The organism is Chryseobacterium luquanense, from assembly GCF_026460945.1.
Lineage (GTDB): Bacteria > Bacteroidota > Bacteroidia > Flavobacteriales > Weeksellaceae > Chryseobacterium > Chryseobacterium luquanense.
Map to the genome: position 1 here is coordinate 134,578 of NZ_JAOVZV010000018.1, position 19,780 is coordinate 154,357.

General features: G+C 32.9%; 13 protein-coding genes. 11 read left to right on the forward strand and 2 right to left on the reverse strand.

The features are described from left to right. Position 1: 1 nt before the first annotated feature. Positions 2-460 carry a GtrA family protein gene (locus tag OEA66_RS16155; RefSeq protein ID WP_267282346.1) on the reverse strand — a complete coding sequence of 153 codons (459 nt, stop codon included), beginning with the start codon at positions 458-460 and terminating at the stop codon, positions 2-4. 230 nt (positions 461-690) lie between these two features. Here OEA66_RS16155 and OEA66_RS16160 point away from each other — a divergent pair, with 230 nt between their 5' ends. Further along, on the forward strand, positions 691-954 hold the full coding sequence (locus tag OEA66_RS16160; RefSeq protein WP_267282347.1) for a hypothetical protein: 264 nt from the start codon (positions 691-693) through the stop codon (positions 952-954). A gap of 86 nt (positions 955-1,040) precedes the next feature. On the opposite strand, the gene OEA66_RS16165 is transcribed toward OEA66_RS16160, so the two are convergent. After that, complete coding sequence (locus tag OEA66_RS16165; protein WP_267282348.1) at positions 1,041-1,412, reverse strand: helix-turn-helix domain-containing protein; 372 nt, start codon at positions 1,410-1,412, stop codon at positions 1,041-1,043. 132 nt (positions 1,413-1,544) lie between these two features. On the opposite strand from OEA66_RS16165, the gene OEA66_RS16170 reads away from it, so the two are divergent. The 10 genes from OEA66_RS16170 to OEA66_RS16215 all read left to right on the forward strand — a co-directional run bounded on the left by OEA66_RS16170 (position 1,545) and on the right by OEA66_RS16215 (position 18,768). Continuing rightward, entirely contained in the window at positions 1,545-3,569 is a 2,025-nt protein-coding gene (locus OEA66_RS16170) for a hypothetical protein (RefSeq protein ID WP_267282349.1), read from the forward strand. Positions 3,570-4,019: 450 nt separating this feature from the next. Continuing rightward, the gene (locus OEA66_RS16175) at positions 4,020-4,832 is read left to right on the forward strand and encodes a hypothetical protein (RefSeq protein WP_267282350.1); all 813 of its coding nucleotides are present in this window, start codon (positions 4,020-4,022) and stop codon (positions 4,830-4,832) included. A gap of 61 nt (positions 4,833-4,893) precedes the next feature. Next, positions 4,894-5,430, forward strand: coding sequence for a hypothetical protein (locus tag OEA66_RS16180; RefSeq protein ID WP_267282351.1), 537 nt, complete (start codon positions 4,894-4,896; stop codon positions 5,428-5,430). A gap of 89 nt (positions 5,431-5,519) precedes the next feature. Further along, positions 5,520-6,242 (forward strand): hypothetical protein, encoded by a 723-nt coding sequence (locus OEA66_RS16185; RefSeq protein WP_267282352.1) that lies wholly within the window; start codon positions 5,520-5,522, stop codon positions 6,240-6,242. A 241-nt stretch (positions 6,243-6,483) separates the two neighbouring features. After that, entirely contained in the window at positions 6,484-7,335 is an 852-nt protein-coding gene (locus OEA66_RS16190; RefSeq protein ID WP_267282353.1) for an ATPase, read from the forward strand. Between the two features lie 15 nt (positions 7,336-7,350). Beyond that, the gene (locus tag OEA66_RS16195; RefSeq protein WP_267282354.1) at positions 7,351-9,639 is read left to right on the forward strand and encodes an NADP-dependent malic enzyme; all 2,289 of its coding nucleotides are present in this window, start codon (positions 7,351-7,353) and stop codon (positions 9,637-9,639) included. Between the two features lie 457 nt (positions 9,640-10,096). Further along, on the forward strand, positions 10,097-10,681 hold the full coding sequence (ruvA, locus tag OEA66_RS16200) for a Holliday junction branch migration protein RuvA (RefSeq protein WP_267282355.1): 585 nt from the start codon (positions 10,097-10,099) through the stop codon (positions 10,679-10,681). A 6-nt stretch (positions 10,682-10,687) separates the two neighbouring features. Beyond that, on the forward strand, positions 10,688-17,767 hold the full coding sequence (gene sov, locus OEA66_RS16205; RefSeq protein WP_267282356.1) for a T9SS outer membrane translocon Sov/SprA: 7,080 nt from the start codon (positions 10,688-10,690) through the stop codon (positions 17,765-17,767). 271 nt (positions 17,768-18,038) lie between these two features. Next, positions 18,039-18,416, forward strand: coding sequence for a glycine cleavage system protein GcvH (gene gcvH / locus OEA66_RS16210; protein WP_267267224.1), 378 nt, complete (start codon positions 18,039-18,041; stop codon positions 18,414-18,416). Further along, positions 18,361-18,768 (forward strand): VanZ family protein, encoded by a 408-nt coding sequence (locus tag OEA66_RS16215; RefSeq protein WP_375379303.1) that lies wholly within the window; start codon positions 18,361-18,363, stop codon positions 18,766-18,768. Before gcvH ends, OEA66_RS16215 begins: the two co-directional genes overlap by 56 nt. Positions 18,769-19,780 lie beyond the last annotated feature (1,012 nt).

Genomic DNA, 19,780 nt, shown 5'->3' on the forward strand with positions numbered 1-19,780 from the left:
ATCAACCGTTAAATATTACTTTTTTCTTTACCGAATAATTAAGAATGGAAACCAATAAAATTGCGGCAATCTTGCTGATCATTTCCGGACTCAAGGTATAAAAAATTAAATCAATATTATCTTTAAATATAAAGCTGTAAAAAACTTGGAAGAAACTTAAACTTAATACGGTAGAAATAAGAGATACAACCATGAAGTAAGCAAACTCTTTTCGCTTGGAATGTTTTCCTCTTTCAAAAACAAACCAGATGCTCAGGAAATAATTAAATAAAATTCCGCAGCTTGTAGATAAAATATTACTTAGAGGATAGTGTATCCCGTGAAAATTCTGCTCCTGAGAAATAGCTTGTGGAAGATAAGTGCTGAAGATCTTGAAACTCCCGATTTCCACAATCGCACTGAGTCCGCCTGCAATGATAAAAAGTAATACCTGTTTGTGGCGTAGAAGTAGTGTTCTCATTAATTTTAATAATACGCAAATTTATAACTATATGTTAAACAGTGAAAAAAGTTGTTAAATTTTTTTTTCGTGTTGAAATAATTTCTAAATTTAATTTTCAGAACGAAAGAAACTGTACCTGATAAAAAACTCATTTTCAACTTTTTCTGTTGATGGTCTTTCTATCTTGTAATGCTTGATGAAAAGTACCTGCTCAAGTTTTTTTAAACCACATTAATCTAAATATTTGTATGAAATCTCAAAACAAATACAGAAAATTTCAGCTTCAGCAACAAAATATTGAAGCTTTAGAAAAAGAAAATACTCGTTTCAAAAGAGTTTACTCGGAGTATGAAAATATGTCAGACGAACTTTGGAATCTGGAAAATTCAAACGATACTCCTATTCCAGATGACTTCATTAATGCGATGATGGTACAGACTTCTTATCTTGAAGAAGAGATAGAAGACTGGTTGATACAATTCAATCAGAACAAAAACGAAATCAAAAGCTAATTACGAAAATTTGTAAACTTTAAGAGAGTACTAAAATGCAGTACTCTTTTTGTGTTTGCATTTTTATGTTTTTAAATATGAATATTTTATTTTGTCTTAGATTTAAGATAATCAACTTCTTCTTTTAAATCTTTAATTTGTTGCTCATAAGCTGTTATAAGCTTTTTAGAAACATCAGAATACTCGTTAAAGATATTATCGTTGAAACCTTGAAATCCGTGCGCATTATCTTTATTTTCTTGGTTAAAATTTTTTTGAGAATCTGTATCCATTAATTCATTTAGAGGGGTTTCTAAAATTTTAGAAATATCAACCAGTCTCTCTACAGTAAGTTTTGTTTCGCCTGTTTCTATTTTTCGATAGGCTGAAGTACTGAGATCTAAATCATGAGCCATATTCTCATAAGAAAACCCTTTTTTACTGCGAATTTCAGCTATCTTTTTTATAATCTTTTCCATAATAGTGAAAATATTTTTCGTAAAAGTAAATATTTTTCCGTGAAAGTGTATTGTCTTTATCTTAGAAAATTTTATTCTTGCATAAATAATTCGAGATAAAAATATTTCGAATGACAAAACAAATATAAAAAGATGAAAAAAACAACATTTTCTAAGTTGGCGGGTCTCGTCATCTTATTCTCAATGGTATTTCAATCCTGCAGGCAGGAAAATCTGATGATTGACCAGCAACAAGAATCAAAAAACAACTACAGTATTTCTGTGCTAGATGGAGAGCAGCTTAAGAACAAGAAATTTCTTGCTAAAGAGGTAGGCAATATTCAGAAAAATTTCTTTAAAGAAATTAACCTTAATGGAAAATTGACATCTCCGCAAGATCCTCTGTTGGATGGTGCAATAATTGAAACTCAAAAAGTTTTGGAAATTACTAATGGTACGGAAAAAACTTACACGTTTCCAATATCAAGAACGTATCCTAATAGTGTTATTGAAAATCTCGTTTTAAAAGAAAATTCAGATAATACCTATTCAGGCGTCTTAATGCAATACAGCTTAACTAAAGAGGAAAAAGAACAATATATAAGCGGACAAACAATAAATTTAGAAGGGAAAATTAAAACCTTTTCTATTAATAATATTTCCCTAGCAAGTAAAGGTGGCACGTATTCATATTATGACGGCTGCTGGGAATATATATACGAAACTCATCCATGTGCAGGAACTGAACACCACGGGGTTGGTGCTTCGTGTCCTTTAGCAGGTACGCCCTCGCAAGCTCAACCTAATACAATAATTGCTGCCATCAACCATTGTGGAGAAGAATCTGGAGGCGGAGGTAGTGGCGGCGGATCAACAGGTCCTGGTGGCGGTGGTTCTTCTCCAGGTTCTGGAACTATTGGTGGTGGATCTGGAGGTGGAGGAGGCTCCACACAACCAACTAGTCCTTACAATACTTTTATGTTCATTTCTTATGATGATATGTATTTGCTCTGTTCAGAAGGAGATACTCAATGTGCAGTTAATTGGGCAAATATGTCAGGAACAGTATCGTTTTTAAATTCTTTGGGAAGAAATGGGATGAATCTTTCAGGGTATACTGATATTTTTATGGTTGTGAAAAATTATCTAATAGCCAATAATTTTTCCTCGACATCTCAAGTTTTTTTAAGTGATAGATTGAATGTAGTAGGCAATTGGTTTAGAGCACAGGATAATACAACTGAAGAAAAAAAATTGAACAATTACAAAATTGCAACATGGGCATTAAATTTGTTAATGGAGGAAGATACTGAAGACGTTTCAAATTTTTTTAATAGAATTGATGCTTTACGTATAGCTTTAATTCAAAACAAAAATTTGCTGATAGATATACCATGTAGTGAATTGGATGATTGGCAATTGGTAGCACAACATAATGTTCCACAATCCGTAAAAGATAAATTGCAAAATATAAAAAACCAAACTAGCTGGTGGAGCAATTGGCAAATTACGGATTTAGATGATGGTGCTAGTACAAGAATAAATATGGATGTGTTTCCAATAAAAATAAACTCACTTCCAAATAATCCTAATAGTAATCAAAAATTTACACCTGAAGAATTTTTTAACTTTTTTAGGCTAAATTTAAATCAATTTGCTGAGAAATTTACTCCAATCGTTGATAGTTATTATGGTATCAACGATACGAACTTATGGAATTCGTCAAATCCTTTGGGTTCACTTATTCATATTGAAATACCTTTTGATAATGGAACTGTAGTTTGTAGTGGTTTTGGTTCTAAGGCATGGGTGTTCTCAACAATAAAAGCTCCAATGAGTAATGGATATGATGGTGTACACCCCGTTGCAGGAAATAGGTTATTTGGCTACTACATTGATCCTAATGATAGTACAATGTATTTATATACAAGAGGTGTTGATAGGGTTTCTCAAGTAGCAACAAGCAGTCCTAATCTAGCTAATTATCTAATTGTAGCTTCTGCATTCTATGGCGCAGATCAGCTATGGACAGGTATGCAAAGTAAAGTATCAAAATATATAAATGATAATGGAGGAAGTGCTAACTCGCTTCCTGCGAAAACATATAGACCAAATTACACAAAAGTTAGAAATTATTTGAAAGGAAAAGCTGCTATAACCTCATTAGGATGTAATTAAAAAACATGAATATCTTTAATAACATTTCAAAACTTTTAAGTATAATGTATATTAACATTTTTGTTAAAAATATATTGCAATTGTTTTTGGGGTATTTGTCAAATTCAAGTAGTGACATCAAGCTATACAAACTTTATAATTTACAGAATAGTGTTTATTCATATAAATATTTATTTCAATTAATTTTTATTTATGATTTCTTATTCTTAGGGGTTGTATTTTATTTACCTATGTATTTCATTCTTTACTTAATAATTAAAAGAATAGGGAATAATATTGGGTTTCAACTATTATATGTTTTTGTTATATATTTTTTTATAGTTCTAATTTTGGGTAACTTTAATTATTTATTCACTTTGATAATAGTTTTAATGGGATTACTAAATTGGTATTTATTCAAGGTCTGGATAAAATGAGAAAAACTTACACGTAAATAAATTTGAATTATATATGAAAAAAAAATATTTATTACTTCTAATGCCTTTCTTTATTGCTTGCAATAGTATTAAAGTAAAGGAAATCCCGATTTGGGATGTTACTCAGCGATTTGGTGGCAAGATTGAAAAAATTGAAATGATAAATTATCGGATTGAAACGTCTAATCTAAAATCTGACACTTTAAAAGAATCGGGAGTTATGATTTTTGATAAGAATAATAAGGTTGTAATACAAAATGAAAGAATTGGGAAATATTCTTCTGAAAAAAACTTTCAAAAAGATAATAAGTTATTTCAAAGCAAAACCACAATTAGAGGGGACAATGTGAATAAAGAAGTGTTTACTTATGATAAAAAAGGTAATGTATTGCAATTTAACAGTTATGATAATAATATTTTAAGCACTTCCACTTCATATAAATATGATTCGAAAGGAAATCTTATTGAGAGAATAATCCATCATCCTAATTGGAAATCAAATAAGAAACTAGTAGAAAATAGATCTTATAACTACAAATCAGGATATTATATTAGTACTGAAAATAATGAACCGGATTATTATAAAATATATTTTGATAAAAAAGGGTTTATTATTAAATATGATAGAGTTGATAAAAATGATGTTCTTATAAATTCATTTATGAAATATGAATATGACTCTAAAGGAAACTTAACAAAGATGTGCATGATTGACAATAATGGGAAAGAATTTCATATCACCACTTATAAAACTACTTTCGATAATAAAGGAAATATAATTGAAAGAGAAAGATATTTGGATAATAATTTGATTGAAAAAACAATTAATAAAATTACTTACCGATAAAACAAACCGCAGGAATTTTCTGCGGCTTGTTTTTATTATAAAAATTTTTCTAATTTAAAAAGTGAAAAAAATACTACATCTATTTTGCTTGTTTTTTATATTATCATGCAATTGGAAAACTGAGCCCATAACTGTTATAAAGCCTAAGAATAATATTTATGTAGATAGTTTGAAAAAATTTGAACCTTTAGAATATAAAGGCAAAATATCTGAAAAGTACTATACTTACCCTGGTATTTTTGATTGGTGGAGATACCCATTAGTGTATCCTTATGCAATTCAATGTATAGAATCTAATGATAAAGGACATTTAGTAAATGATTTAAATGTTAATTACAATAAAGGAGGAGGGGAAAGAGTAACAATAGGTGAATTTGATCAATTTATTTTTGATAAAAACTATTTTATAGGACAGAATGTAAAAGCTAATGATAAAGTTATAGAAGAATATTTTATTTTTAAGTTTTCGGATGCTTCAATAAAAAAGATACAAGGCATTAAAAATTTACAAAAACAACTTGAAAAGATAAAATTTGGAAAAGAAATTAAATTTATTTCGATAAAAGAATATGGAAATCTTATATATCCTAAAGAATAGGATTATGATTTAAAAACCGCAGAAATTTTCTGCGGTTTGTTTTTATTTGGAAAATTTTTCTAAATTTACTTTAATAAAAAATACAAATTATGTCAAAAAATGAAACTGGGCATGCAAAAAATATTGCAAATGCCAATTTATTATGCACACACATTATAGAGCTTGGTGCTAAATATAATCCCAGCAATCAAAAACTACTTCTTGCAAATCTTCAAAATATTTATAGCACTGCCTTTACACATCAGGAGATTGTAAATAATTCTGTTGCACCTTATTCTCTTGCAGTAGATCATAGAGAAAAGCTTTTTGCACCGGTAAGTAAAAAAATTACCAAACTAAGAAAAATGTATAAAGCTACAGAAGGCGTCACAGCAGCTCAGCTGGAAGATTTTATGACCATTGCAAGAAGGTTGAAAGGGATTAAAAAAGTTAGCCCTCTCGTTACTACAGATCCAAGCGAAGAAAATAATCAGATTTCCGCTTCACAAATGAGCTATGATCAGCGTACGAATAATTATGATTTATTGATTTCGTTATTAGAAAGCACTCCGGGTTACACTCCTAACGAAACAGAATACCAGGTTGCAACACTTAAACAGGAAAAAACGGATATGTTACAGGCAACGCAATCGGTATCAGATTTTTTTATTCCTTTAAATACCGCCCGCACCGTAAGAAATAATACTGTTTACAATTCAGAAGATAATTTAGTAGATACTTTCAATAAAGCCAAAGATTATTTGTTCACCATTCTTGATGGAAACTCGCCACAGTACAAGGCAATCTCAAAAATTAAATTTAAAAAGCCATAAAAGCTACTTCAAAAATAAATAAAGCTTATGCAAAAATGCATAAGCTTTATGATAAAATAAACTAAGGCTTCTCTAAAACTATACATCTATCTGTAAAAATAAATAAGACATTCTCTGAATTTATTAATGCATAATCTAAAATAGATAAGACATCCGCCAGATAGTAAATAATATATCTCATACCAATAATCTCTTATTTTAAAAGATAAATTCATAATTTAGCACTCTTAAAAATAGAAATATGGTTGCTATTGTTGATAGTGGTTCTACTAAATCTGACTGGGTAATCTTGGATGACTTTAAAAATGTTTTCCTAAAAACCGAAACCATTGGTTTCAACCCAAACTTTATCAGCAAAGAGCTTATTGTACCCGAAATCGAAAAAAACAAAAGTTTACAGTCGGTAAAAAATTCAATTACCAAGATTTTTTTCTATGGTTCAGGATGTGGTGTGAAACAAAACTGCCAAACGATTGAAGAAGAAGTAGGGAAAGTTTTTACCAATGCAAAAATCGTTGTAAAAGAAGACCTTTATGCTGCTGCTTATGCTGCTTATAATGGTAAACCGACTATTGTTTGTATCTTAGGAACAGGTTCTAACTCGTGTTATTTCGATGGAGAAAATTTAAGTATAAAACTTCCTTCATTAGGTTATCTTATGGGTGACGAAGGAAGCGGAAGTGCTATTGGAAAACAATTGGTACGTAGATTCTTTATGCAGAAACTTCCCCAAGATTTACATCTCGAATTTAAAGAAACTTACGGCTTGACGATTGATGAAGCATTGAAAAATATGTATCACACGACTAGACCGAATGCTTATTTAGCTGATTTCAATAAATTTGTGGTCGAAAGAAAAGATCATCCTTACTTCCAGGAAATGGTTTTGGAAGAGATGAAAAATTTCTTCGATTATCAGGTTCTTCCTTATGAAGAATCCCAAAATGCCGAGATTAATTTCATCGGTTCTATTGCTTATTATTACGAAAATATTTTACGTTCTGCGGCGTCAGAACTCAATTTGAATGTGGGACATATCGTACAGAAACCAATCGAAAGCTTGGTTGATTACCACATTAAATATATACTTTAAAAAAAGAAAAATTCTATGTCAAGTAAAACTCACCGCGACGAAAAAAACTTTAGTCAGGCAGCGTTAGATTATCATAAAGCAGAGCCGAAAGGAAAAATTGAAGTAATTCCTTCAAAACCACACTCATCGCAGAGAGATTTGTCTTTGGCTTATTCTCCGGGAGTTGCGGTTCCGTGCATGGAAATCCATCACAACCCTGAAACGGTGTATGATTATACAGGAAAAGGAAATTTAGTAGCTGTAATTTCAAACGGAACGGCAGTTCTTGGTTTGGGAGACATCGGTGCTGAAGCTTCTAAACCTGTAATGGAAGGGAAAGGTCTTTTGTTTAAAATCTTTGCAGACATCAATGTTTTTGATATTGAAATTGATGAAAAAGATCCGGATAAATTTATTCAGATTGTAAAAGGAATTGCGCCAACTTTTGGTGGAATCAATCTTGAAGATATCAAAGCTCCGGAAGCTTTTTATATTGAGCAAAGATTAAAAGAAGAATTGGATATTCCTTTGATGCATGACGATCAACACGGAACAGCAATTATTTCTGCAGCAGCATTAATCAATTCACTTCAAATTGCCAATAAAAATATCGGTGAAGTGAAAATGGTTGTGAATGGAGCAGGAGCAGCAGCTGTTGCATGTACCAATCTTTATATTTCTTTAGGTTTAAAAAGAGAAAATGTATTGATGTGCGATAGTAAGGGTGTCATCAATCACAAAAGAGAAAATCTTACACCTGAAAAAATAGATTTTATTGCCAACACGGATATCGAAACTTTGGAAGACGCTGTAAAAGGTTCTGATGTTTTCATCGGTTTGTCTAAAGGGAACGTAATGACGCCGGAAATGTTGAGTAGTATGAACGAGAACCCGATTGTTTTTGCGTTGGCAAATCCAGATCCTGAAATCGCTTATGATTTGGCATTGGAAACTCGTAAAGATGTCATCATGGCAACAGGAAGAAGTGATTATCCTAATCAGGTAAACAACGTTCTTGGTTTCCCATATATATTCCGTGGCGCATTGGATGTTCAGGCAAAAGGAATTAATGAAGAAATGAAATTAGCGGCTGTTCATGCAATTGCTGATTTGGCGAAAGAGCCTGTTCCGGAAGCCGTAATTTTGGCTTATAATGTTAAGAATTTACAGTTTGGAAGAGAATATTTTATTCCAAAACCATTTGATAACAGATTAATTACCAAAGTCTCAAGCGCAGTTGCAAAAGCAGCGATTGATAGCGGTGTTGCAAGAAAAATCATCACAGATTTCGACGAGTACGAAACGCAGCTTCTTGACAGAATGGGAAGAGATGAGAAGTTGGTGAGAATGATGCAAAACCGTGCGAAAGCAAATCCGAAAAGAATTACTTTAGGAAATGCTGAAGAGTATAATGTTCTTAAAGCTGCACAGATTTTATATGAAGAAGGAATTGCACATCCGATTTTGTTAGGAGATAAAAAATATGTGAAAGAACAAATGGAACGTTTCGGAATTGATATTGATGTTCCGATTATCGATCCTAGTGATGACGATCAGAAAGAAAACAGAAAAAAATATAGAGAAACACTTTGGAAACTTCGTCAGAGAAAAGGGATGAACGAGTACAAAGCCAAGAGATACGTTCGTCAGAGAGATTATTTTGGACCTTTAATGTTGAAGCATGGCGATACAGACGGATTGATTATTGGTTTTTCTAAAAATTATGTGTCGACTTTAAGGCCAGTTTTAGAAGTAATAGAAAAAGATAAAGGGGTTGACAAAGTAGCGGCAATGATGATGATTTTATCTGAAAAGAAACCGATTTTCTTCGCAGATACATCCATCAACCAAAATCCTTCGGCTGAAGATTTGGTAAATATTGCTAAAATGGCAGAACATACCGTGAAATCTTTTGCGATTGAACCAAGAATTGCCATGTTAGGTTTTGAAAACTTTGCAGCAATTTCCGATACTTCTAAAAAAGTGGCAAAAGCGGTTAGTATTCTTCACGAGAAGTTTCCTAAAATGGTTGTGGATGGAGAAATTCAGCCTGACTTTGCAATGAATGCAGATCATTTAAGTGACTATCCTTTCTCAAAATTAGGAACAACTCCTGCAAATACATTTATTTTCCCGAATCTTGAATCGGCAAACTTGTCTTACAAAATCATTAGAGGAATGAAGGTTGCACAAGTAATAGGACCAATATTGATGGGACTGAAACAACCTGTTCACGTTTTACAGATGCGTTCAAGTGTTGATGAGATTGTGAATCTGGCAACGGTTGCAGTTTTGGATGCGCAAAGAAGAGAAGGTAAAAAATAAAGAGTCCCGAAGGGAAGACTTACTACAGGATAGGATGTAATCCTATCAATAAAATAAAATAAAAATAAATTCAAAAAGTCGGGCAAGAAATTCATAAGATTCTGCCCGACTTTTTTCTTGTTTAAAAAATGAATGTCTTAAGGTGTTGTGAAAAACGTCCGTAGGTTTTCATAAAAAGATACGGGGCGTTTTGAACAAAAGGTACGTAGGTTTTACACAAAACATACATATCTTTTAAAGTTTTCTTTTGTGTGGTAAAAATTCTAAGTATGTTTTTGTATAAATTTTGACCTCAAAAATCACAATAAGCAGATAAATTTAATTTTTTTTGAACTTATCTGTTTTTACGTTAATTCATTGTCTTTACAATGACAAAAAAAGTTAAATATCATTCTTATGTTAAATGAATTTATTACTTAGTTTAAATTACTATATTTGGAAGTTATAAAAATTAATAATGATATTTTCTTTACAGGGCATCGTTCAGGAGCTTACCCCGACTTACGCAGTGATTAACGTAAACGGAGTAGGGTACTATACCGGAATCAGCCTCATGACTTCTCAAAAACTTACTTTAAATAAAGAAACATTTCTTTTCATTCAGCAGATCATTCGTGAAGATGCACATTTGCTTTTTGGGTTCAACACCCGTTTGGAAAAAGAAATGTTTAATCTCTTAATAAGCGTTAATGGTGTAGGTGCTGTTTCTGCTCTTATTTTATTGTCTACTTTAAGCCTTGATGAGATTGCTTCTGCAATACTTTCCGGAAACAGTGTTCTCATTCAAAAAGCAAAAGGAATCGGGGCAAAAACTGCCGAAAGAATCATTGTTGATTTAAAAGATAAAGTGCAAAAATTCAACAATCCGGAAGAAAATATTTCTTTGGCTGTAAATAATAAAGTTAAGGAAGAATCGTTATCTGCATTAGAAGTTTTGGGTATTCCTAAAAGGTCTAGTGAAAAGATTGCTGACCGTTTTTTGAAGCAAAATCCAGATATTTCTGTAGAAGAATTAGTAAAACAAATTTTAAAAAACATTTAACATTTGGTGAAAAATAATAAGTTTCTCAGCATCTATATATTCTTGTCGTTTTTATTCTGTTCGGTCAATACTTTCGGACAGCAAGAAAATCAACAAGGTTTTTCTATAAAGAAAAATTACGAAGTTACCGACCCTACCTATTACGAAGCGTATTACGATATCAAAACCGGGATGTACTATGTATATCCTAAAATTGGTAATACAATTACCGGACCAGGTGTTGCAATGTCGCCCGAAGATTATAAAGAGTTTATGCTTGCGGAGCAGTCTAAAGCTTTTTATAGAGATAAATCTGAACGTTACAATTTAATGTTCAGAAAAGATAAAACAGACGCTGCAAAAAGAGGTTTAATTCCTTCGTTAACGATTAACAACAGGCTTTTCGAATCTATTTTTGGAAGTAATAAGATTGAAATTATTCCTTCGGGATATGCTTCATTTGATTTTGCAGGTCTTTATCAGAAGATTGATAATCCGATGATCTTGCCTCAAAACAGAACGAGTTTTACTTTTGATATTGATCAAAGAATTCAGTTGGGTTTAATTGGAAAAGTGGGTGAAAACTTACAGTTGAAAGCTAACTACGATACTCAGAGTGGTTTTGCCTTTGAGAACAGAATGAATTTGGTTTGGCAATCAAAAGGTACATGGAAAGATCTTCAGACAAAAGGTTTGAACGATGTTGATAAACCTAATGCGGGAGGTGAAGATAAAATCATCAAAAGAATTGAATTTGGTAATGTTAATATGCCGCTTTCTACAAGTTTAATTCGTGGTTCAGAGTCTTTATTTGGGGTGAAAACTGAATTTCAGTTAGGCAAGACTTTCGGAACGGTTGTGCTTTCTCAACAACAGGGTGAAGCCCGAAATATTGTTGTACAGGGTGGTGGAACGATGAGTACTTTTAAAGTTAATGCTTTAGATTATGATGAAAACCAGCATTATTTTATCGGACAGTATTTCTTAAATAATTATGATACTGCTTTACAAAATTATCCTCAGATCAATTCAAGAATCAGTATTTCTAGAATGGAAGTTTGGGTTTTAGATCAGGGGAATTCAAATTTAGCCTATCAAAAAAGTTTAATAGGGATCAGAGATTTAGGTGAAGGTCTTTCGGGATTACCAGATAATTCACAGAATGGACTTTACCAACAGGTAAATTCAGCAATCGGAACTCCGAGAGAGCAAGGGAAAAATTATCTTCCGAATTTTCAAGGGCAGACTTTTGCAGGAAGTACACAGCCTTATGATAACGGAGAGCAATTTGTATTGACTACAAAAGCCAGAAGAATGGATGCAGGTGAATATACCTTTCATCCGCAATTAGGTTATATCTCTTTAAATCAAAAATTAAATGATAATCAGCTTTTAGCGGTTTCATATTCATATACAGTAAACGGAACCAATCAGGTTTACAAAGTAGGTGAGTTTTCTGAGGAAAGTCCTGTTTTGGTAACAAAACTTTTAAGACCAAACAATAAAGTAAACGTTCAATCTCCCATGTGGAATCTAATGATGAAGAATTTCTATTCTTTAGATGCTGCACAGGTTGATCGCGACGGATTTATTTTAAATGTATATTATCGTGATGCTAAAACAGGAGGTAAGGTCAATTATCTTCCTGGGACACCTGTTGAAGGAACCAACTTATTGAAGTTGTTCAACTGGGATCGTCTAAATGTAAACGGAGATTTACAAAATAATAACGGAGTCTTAGGTGATGGTGTTTTCGATTTTGTAGAAGGTATTACGATTAGAAAAGATCAGGGCAGAATTATGTTTACCAAAGTGCAGCCTTTTGGAAGTTATATGGCTGGTTTGGTAGGAAATAATCCTCAATATGTATTCTCAGATTTATATACACAACAGAAACAGGTTGCAAGCCAAAGTAATCTTTCTCAACGTTATACGATGGAAGGTCGTTACAAAGGAGCTCAAGGACAGGGAATTTCTTTGGGTGCAGTTAACGTTCCTCAAGGTTCGGTAAAAGTTTCAGCCAATGGAGTACAGCTTACAGAAGGTATTGATTATACGGTTGATTATATGCTCGGAACTGTTACCATTATTAATGAAACAGTAAAACAATCGGGTCAGGCAATTAATATCGCATTAGAAAATCAGTTGACTTTTAATACACAAAGAAAGAGATTTTTAGGTTTAAATTTAGAAAGAAGAGTCAGCGAAAACTTTATTTTCGGAGGTACTGTGGTTAATTATTCTGAATCTCCGCTAACTCAAAAAGTAAATTACGGTCAGGAAGCTGTAAACAATACAATGGCGGGAGTAAATATGATGTACAACAATCAACTTCCTTTCCTGACACGATTAACAGATAAGATTCCAGGCATTAATACGGAGGCTCCTTCCAACTTAAACTTTAAAATGGAAGCGGCTTATTTAATTCCGGGAATTAATAAAGGAACTAATGATCAATCCTACATTGATGATTTTGAACAAACAACGGCAAAAATCTCATTAAAAGAACCTACAGCCTGGAGCTTAGCTTCTAAGCCAGAGAAAAGTCAAAGTAATCCTCTTTTTGCCGGAGCCGGTGCTAATGATAATTTAACAAATGGATTTGGTAGAGGTTTATTATCATGGTATAATATTGATCCAAGATTTTGGGGAGTAGGTGGAAGAGCTCCACAAGGAATTACTGCCGCTTCAGTTTCCAATCACGCTTCAAGACGTGTACAATTCACGGAAATTTTCAATAACAGAGATTTCGTAGCGGGAGAACAAACTTTTACCAATACTTTTGATATTTCTTATTTCCCTCAGGAAAAAGGTCCTTATAATGCTAATCCAGCAACGGAAACTACTCAGCAAAGATGGGCGGGAATTATGAGACCAATCAGTGTTTCAAATTTCATTAATTCTAATATTGAATATGTTGAATTTTGGATGATGGATCCTTATGCAGATGGAAACACTTTAGGTACAAACCCGAAACTACTTTTACATTTAGGGAACGTTTCAGAAGATGTTCTTAAAGATGGATTGATGCAGTACGAAAATGGTTTACCGACTGGAGGTTCTCCATCTACTACAACGGCATCAAACTGGGGAGTTCAGCCAAAACAACCACCAATTTTGTATGCTTTTTCAACGGAAGGAGCAGATAGAACGGCGCAGGATTTAGGGTATGATGGTTTAAGTTCTGCTCAGGAATCTGCGAGATTTGGAACAACTTTTATCAATCCGGTTACCAATCTTTCGGATCCTGCAATTGATGACTTTGTATTTTATCTGTCTGATAAATTTACAGGAAGTCAGGCGGCGTCCATTGTTCAGAGATATAAATATTTCAGAGGCCCGGAAGGAAATTCACAGAGTAATTCATTGGAAGTTGCTACACAAACTCCGGATGCAGAAGATATCAATAAAGATTATAATTTAGATCAGAGTGAAAGTTATAACGAATATATTGTTGACCTAGATCCTGCAAGTTTAGTAACGGGAACAAGTAATTACATTGTTGATCAAAAAACAGTAACGGCAACTTTTCAAGATGGTAGAACTGATGATGTAAAATGGTATTTATTCAGAATTCCTGTTTCTAATTATAATTCTGGTAAACCTAACTTGGGAGGTGAAAAAGATCCTGCAATTTTAAATAATGTGAGATTTGCAAGATTAATGTTAACTGGTTTTGATCAGGCATCAACACTAAGATTTGGAACTATGGATCTTGTAAGATCTGATTGGAGAAGATATAGTAAAAATATTGCTAGATACGCTGATGGAACTACAGTTCCTGATCCTGCACTAACCGAAGGTACAGTTATACAAAACATTGATAACTTTGAAGTTGGAAGTGTAAATATTGAAGAAAATGCATTAAATCAACCACCTTATGTGCTTCCTCCGGGAATTGACAGACAGGTTCTAAGTGGAAATGCAGGAGCACAAAGACAAAATGAAGCTTCATTATATATGAAAGCAGCAAATTTATCCGCTAATGAAGCTAGAGGTGTTTTCAAAAATACAACCCTAGATATGAGAAGATATAAAAAGTTGAAACTTTTTGTACATGCTCAAGATCCTACAAACACTGCTGCAGAAGGACAAATTGATGAACGAACTAAATTTTTCATTCGTTTTGGTAGTGATGCTACGGACAATTATTATGAATATGAATCCTCACTTAAAATTACTCCAAGAACTGCAACTGCTCCTATGGATATTTGGCCATTCGAAAATGAAGTTGATTTAAATATTCAGGATTTTGTTGATGCTAAAATAAGACGTGATCGACAATCTCCTACTAAACTTACACAAAGGATTTTAGATTCAGAATTTGGAGGTGGTGATACATTCAAAAAAATCTATATCAAAGGTCGTCCTAGTTTAGGAAATATTACGACAATAATGGTGGGAGTTAGAAATGGACAAAGAACAACAACTTCATTTACTAGAATAGTTTGGGTAAATGAAATTCGTCTTTCTGAAATCGAAAACGATGGAGGTTATGCAGGAAATGCAAGTTTAAATTTCAACTTAGGAGATTTTGCTACCGTTAATACAAGTGCTTCTTATTCATCAGTTGGTTTTGGAAATATAGATTCTAAACCGGCAGAAAGAAGTCAGGCTACTCAGTCAGCCTTCAGTATTAATACAGCAGTAAACGTAGACAAGTTTTTACCTGAAAAAACAGGAATGAAAATTCCGGTAAACTATTCTTACTCACAAACTATCGAAGATCCGAAGTACAATCCTTTAGATACCGATGTTGAATTTAGTAAAGCTGCAAACAGGGAAGAACTGAAAAAAGTGGCAAGAACGTATACTCAGCAAAGAAGTATTGGGGTTGTCAATATGCATAAAGAAAGGGTAAAACCTAACAGTAAACCTAAATTTTATGACGTAGAAAACCTTTCATTGACTGCTGTTTATAATGACGATCATTACCGTGATATTTATACCAAGAAAAACTACAGACAGTATTTCAGAGGATATTTAGATTACAATTATACTTTTAAACCTTGGGTTGTGAAGCCTTTCAATAAAATGATTAGCGATACCGCTAAATCAACAAAATATTTGAGATGGATAAAAGAGTTTAATATTAATCTGGTTCCTACGAGATTATCTTTCAGAACTGAGCTTGACAGAAATTATAACGAGCTTGAATTTAGAAATATCGATGCAATTTTAAGCGGAAATCTTAATGATGACTTTGCTGCTTTGAAAAACAGAAACTTCTATTTTGGATGGCAGTATGGTTTAGGATTTAATTTTACTAAATCTTTAAAACTTGAAATCAATTCAGCAACAAGAACATTAAATGATCAGGTTGATGTTAATACAATGGATAATTCTTCGATTTTTGGAAATATTTTCAGAGCAGGAAGACCTGTTTTGTATAATCACCGAGTTCAGTTGAATTATAAATTACCGTTCCAATATCTTCCTTATTTAGATTTTATTGATGCAGAGTTAGGTTACGGATTTACTTATAATTGGAATGCAAGATCTACTGCGCTTCTTAGAAGCCCGGAAGGAAGCTTAGGTTCCATCGGACAAAATACAAATGTTATTTCAGCAAATGCTACAGCGGATCTTCCGAAGTTCTTTGGTCAGTTTAGTTATTTCAAAAAGATGTCTACTACGCTTCAAAAACGTAAGCAAGAACAAGATTCATTAAATAATGCTTATACTCAGGCTTGGGAGAAAAACAGATACGCATTTAAGAAGTATAAGTTTAAAAACAAACTTTCTATTTTACAAAGTGCAGCATTTGTTTTGACTTCTATGAAGCAATTGAATGTAACGTATACAGAAAACAACGGAACTGTTCTTCCAGGTCTACTTTCTGCACCAAATGGTTATGGTTATGGCCAGACTTTGGGAGGTCCTTCTTTAGGCTTCCTTTTTGGCTCGCAGGCGGATATCAGAAGATTGGTAATGGAAAGAGGCTGGGTAAGCGATTCGCCTTACATGATTGATCCTTATATAAAGATGTCAACACGGGAACTCAGATCAGATTTACAGGTCTCACCGATGAATGACTTTAATTTTAGTTTTAATATTTTACAAACCTATAACAGGAATTTTTCGCATACAGGATTTAATTATGTCGATCAGCAGACAGGATTTGCAAACCCAAATCTTACATTTGCGAGTGATATGGTTTCTTATTCGAATACGGTAGTCTTGCTAAATTCTTCCTTTAAAGAAAGTCCTGCAATTTTTGATGCGATCAGAGCCAATGCAAAGCTCGTGTCTCAACAATTGGGAGGTGCTTTAAATGCGGATGGATATACAGATGGACACAGTATTTCAAATGCTTATGTTTTAATTCCGGCATTCCGAGCTGCGATGGAAGGTAAAAATCCTGAAACAATGGGGAATGCTAAAAAAGCTGGATTCCCGATTCCGAATTGGAGAATTATTTATTCAGGTTTAAGAAATGTTCCTATAATAAATGGTCAGTTCTCTAAGTTTGATATTTTGCACAGTTATAGCGCAACTTATACAGCAACGGGAGTTCAGTCGAATATTGATTATTTTAACATTCCAAATGATGTTGAAAATTCTCAGCGAGACGTTAATAACGATTACATCAATCCGTACACATTCTCTCAGGTAAGTTATACAGAATCATTCTCACCACTTATCGGAGTTGATGTTACCATGAGAAATAATATGCAGTTTGGTATTCAGTATAATAAAATGCGTACGATGATTCTTGGTTTGGTTAACCATTCTCTTACTGAAGATTCTAATACAGAATATGTAGTAAGATTGGGTTATATCGTAAGAAACTTCAGACTGGGAACGAATAATCAAAGAGGAGCAAGAGCGAAAGGTTCGGATCTGAATATCAGAGGTGATATTTCGCTTCGAGACAGCCGTACAAGCATCATGAACATTTTGCTTAATGATTCTCAGGTCACGGGTGGACAAAAATTAATGAATATTAAACTTTCTGCCGATTACAATGTTTCAGAAAATCTGAATTTAAGAGTATTCTACGAACAGATGACTTCCAAATACAAAATCTCAACGGCATTCCCGTTATCAACCATCAGAGCAGGTTTATCTGCAACATTTACTTTTGGTGATTCTGGAGGTCTTTAAATAGAAAATACAAATCCCTTTCGAAAAAGAAAGGGATTTTTTATTTCACAGCTATTGGATTATAAGATTTTAATTATTATCTTCGGTAGGTAATAATAATTAATTTAAATCAGAACGAAAGATGCGCAGTATTGTGTGTCTTTTGTTTTTTTCCGGATAAATAATTTTTAATATAAACTATATATAAATTGAACTATAAACTTGTTTAAAGTTTTTCTTTGAGTATATCTCTATTTTGAATAAATTTGCTAACATTAAAAAAGAAAGAAAAATGAATACACCATCAGAATTAAAGTACACTAAAGACCACGAGTGGGTAAAAATCGAAGGTAACGTTGCTACAATTGGTATCACAGACTTTGCGCAGGGAGAGTTGGGAGACATCGTTTATGTAGATGTAGATACAGTAGATGACGATATCAATGGTGGAGATGTTTTCGGAAGTGTTGAAGCGGTAAAAACGGTTTCAGATTTATTCTTGCCAATTTCAGGGAAAGTAACAGAGTTTAATTCTGCTTTAGAAGATCAGCCGGAATTACTAAACACAGATCCTTATGGAAACGGATGGATCATCAAATTGGAAATTGCAGAAGATGCAGATCACTCAGAATTGCTTTCAGCTGAAGAATACCAAGCAATCATTGGATAAAATTTCAAACATATTTATAAAGATACTGCCCATTTATTGGGCATTTCTTACTTATATGCTCCTGCGTCCCGGAGTCGAAAACCACGAATACTTCTTTATGTTCGACGGTATTGACAAAGTTTTGCATTTGAGCATTTTTGCAGCATTAGGTTTTTGCTTTATTGCCGCTTTTCCCAAAATCAAATTTTCTTATTTCTTTCAGATTATACTTATTTATGCATTCCTCACTGAAATACTTCAGGAAGAAATGAAACTAGGCAGATCTATGGAAACTCTAGATATTGTAGCTGATACTATTGGTTGTTTAGTCGGATACTATATATATAAGATACTCATTAAACGTTTTTTTTAATTTTTGTATTTAAAATTATCACTACGTGAATAAAACAACTAAGAAATTTTAAAAACAATTTACCTCAGAATTTCTGGGGTGTTTTTTTGTAGCTTTATCCCGCTCTCCACTGTATCTTTTGCTCATTGTTCCTCATCACAAAAGGATGTCGTTTCGATCGGGGCTATGGGAATTTGGGTTATTGCGGGATTTAGTAATTTAACTTCAAGATTTGGAATTCCACATTCTGACTTATACTATATCATTGAACTCGTTGTGCATTTTGGATCATTGTCTTTCGAAAATAAGTGAAACGGCTTTGTTTAGCTTAATATCAGTGTCTTTTTATAATTCTTTGTATAGCCTTGCGTTTTTTATCGATAAAAAAACAAAGTTTTTATAATAAATGCTATCTTTTAAAATGAACAATGGTATTTCATTTAATAAGAATGCAAAGACTTAATGTTAATTGCTTTGCAATATTACATGCATTTAACGTCACAATTAAGATTTGTGGCAGCATGAAACTTGTTATTAAGAGCTTTTACAATATATATAGAAGTAATTATGAATTCAAAACAAATTATTACCCATTATAATAATACATTTCCCAATAAACTTTCGATCAAACAAAGCTCCGTAGGAGCGGAACCTTTGTAGAATAAGAATACGGTTGGGATATACAGCTCCATGGGAGCGACACTTCCCGCCAATAGATTTTCTTTCAATTTTTTGATTATTTCAAAACACATTAAATATCAAATTCTATTTATTCAAAAAGCTCCAAACCAAATTTTCTTTTCCTGTTTACGTATTTTAACTTGTTTCAAATTTTTCTAAACGATATTCCATCGTTGCATCATGTGCATATTAATAATTTCCCAAGCATTTTCCGTTCCTTTGGAGGTTCACTTTTGTAGAAAAACATTTGGCGGGGAATATTAAGCTCCCTAGGAGCGGCACAAAACCTGATCATTTTCCCTATTTGTCAGAATCATTGGCCTCTCGAATCTAGTTCCAAAACAACAATCCC

What these genes read in the sequence shown, in the direction of transcription:
- OEA66_RS16190 (WP_267282353.1), top strand. Translation starts at nt 6,484, where the DNA reads ATGGTTGCTATTGTTGATAGTGGTTCTACTAAATCTGACTGGGTAATC.
- OEA66_RS16165 (WP_267282348.1), bottom strand. Translation starts at nt 1,412, where the DNA reads ATGGAAAAGATTATAAAAAAGATAGCTGAAATTCGCAGTAAAAAAGGG.
- gcvH (WP_267267224.1), top strand. Translation starts at nt 18,039, where the DNA reads ATGAATACACCATCAGAATTAAAGTACACTAAAGACCACGAGTGGGTA.
- OEA66_RS16195 (WP_267282354.1), top strand. Translation starts at nt 7,351, where the DNA reads ATGTCAAGTAAAACTCACCGCGACGAAAAAAACTTTAGTCAGGCAGCG.
- OEA66_RS16170 (WP_267282349.1), top strand. Translation starts at nt 1,545, where the DNA reads ATGAAAAAAACAACATTTTCTAAGTTGGCGGGTCTCGTCATCTTATTC.
- ruvA (WP_267282355.1), top strand. Translation starts at nt 10,097, where the DNA reads ATGATATTTTCTTTACAGGGCATCGTTCAGGAGCTTACCCCGACTTAC.
- OEA66_RS16155 (WP_267282346.1), bottom strand. Translation starts at nt 460, where the DNA reads ATGAGAACACTACTTCTACGCCACAAACAGGTATTACTTTTTATCATT.
- OEA66_RS16160 (WP_267282347.1), top strand. Translation starts at nt 691, where the DNA reads ATGAAATCTCAAAACAAATACAGAAAATTTCAGCTTCAGCAACAAAAT.
- OEA66_RS16215 (WP_375379303.1), top strand. Translation starts at nt 18,361, where the DNA reads ATGCAGATCACTCAGAATTGCTTTCAGCTGAAGAATACCAAGCAATCA.
- OEA66_RS16175 (WP_267282350.1), top strand. Translation starts at nt 4,020, where the DNA reads ATGAAAAAAAAATATTTATTACTTCTAATGCCTTTCTTTATTGCTTGC.
- OEA66_RS16185 (WP_267282352.1), top strand. Translation starts at nt 5,520, where the DNA reads ATGTCAAAAAATGAAACTGGGCATGCAAAAAATATTGCAAATGCCAAT.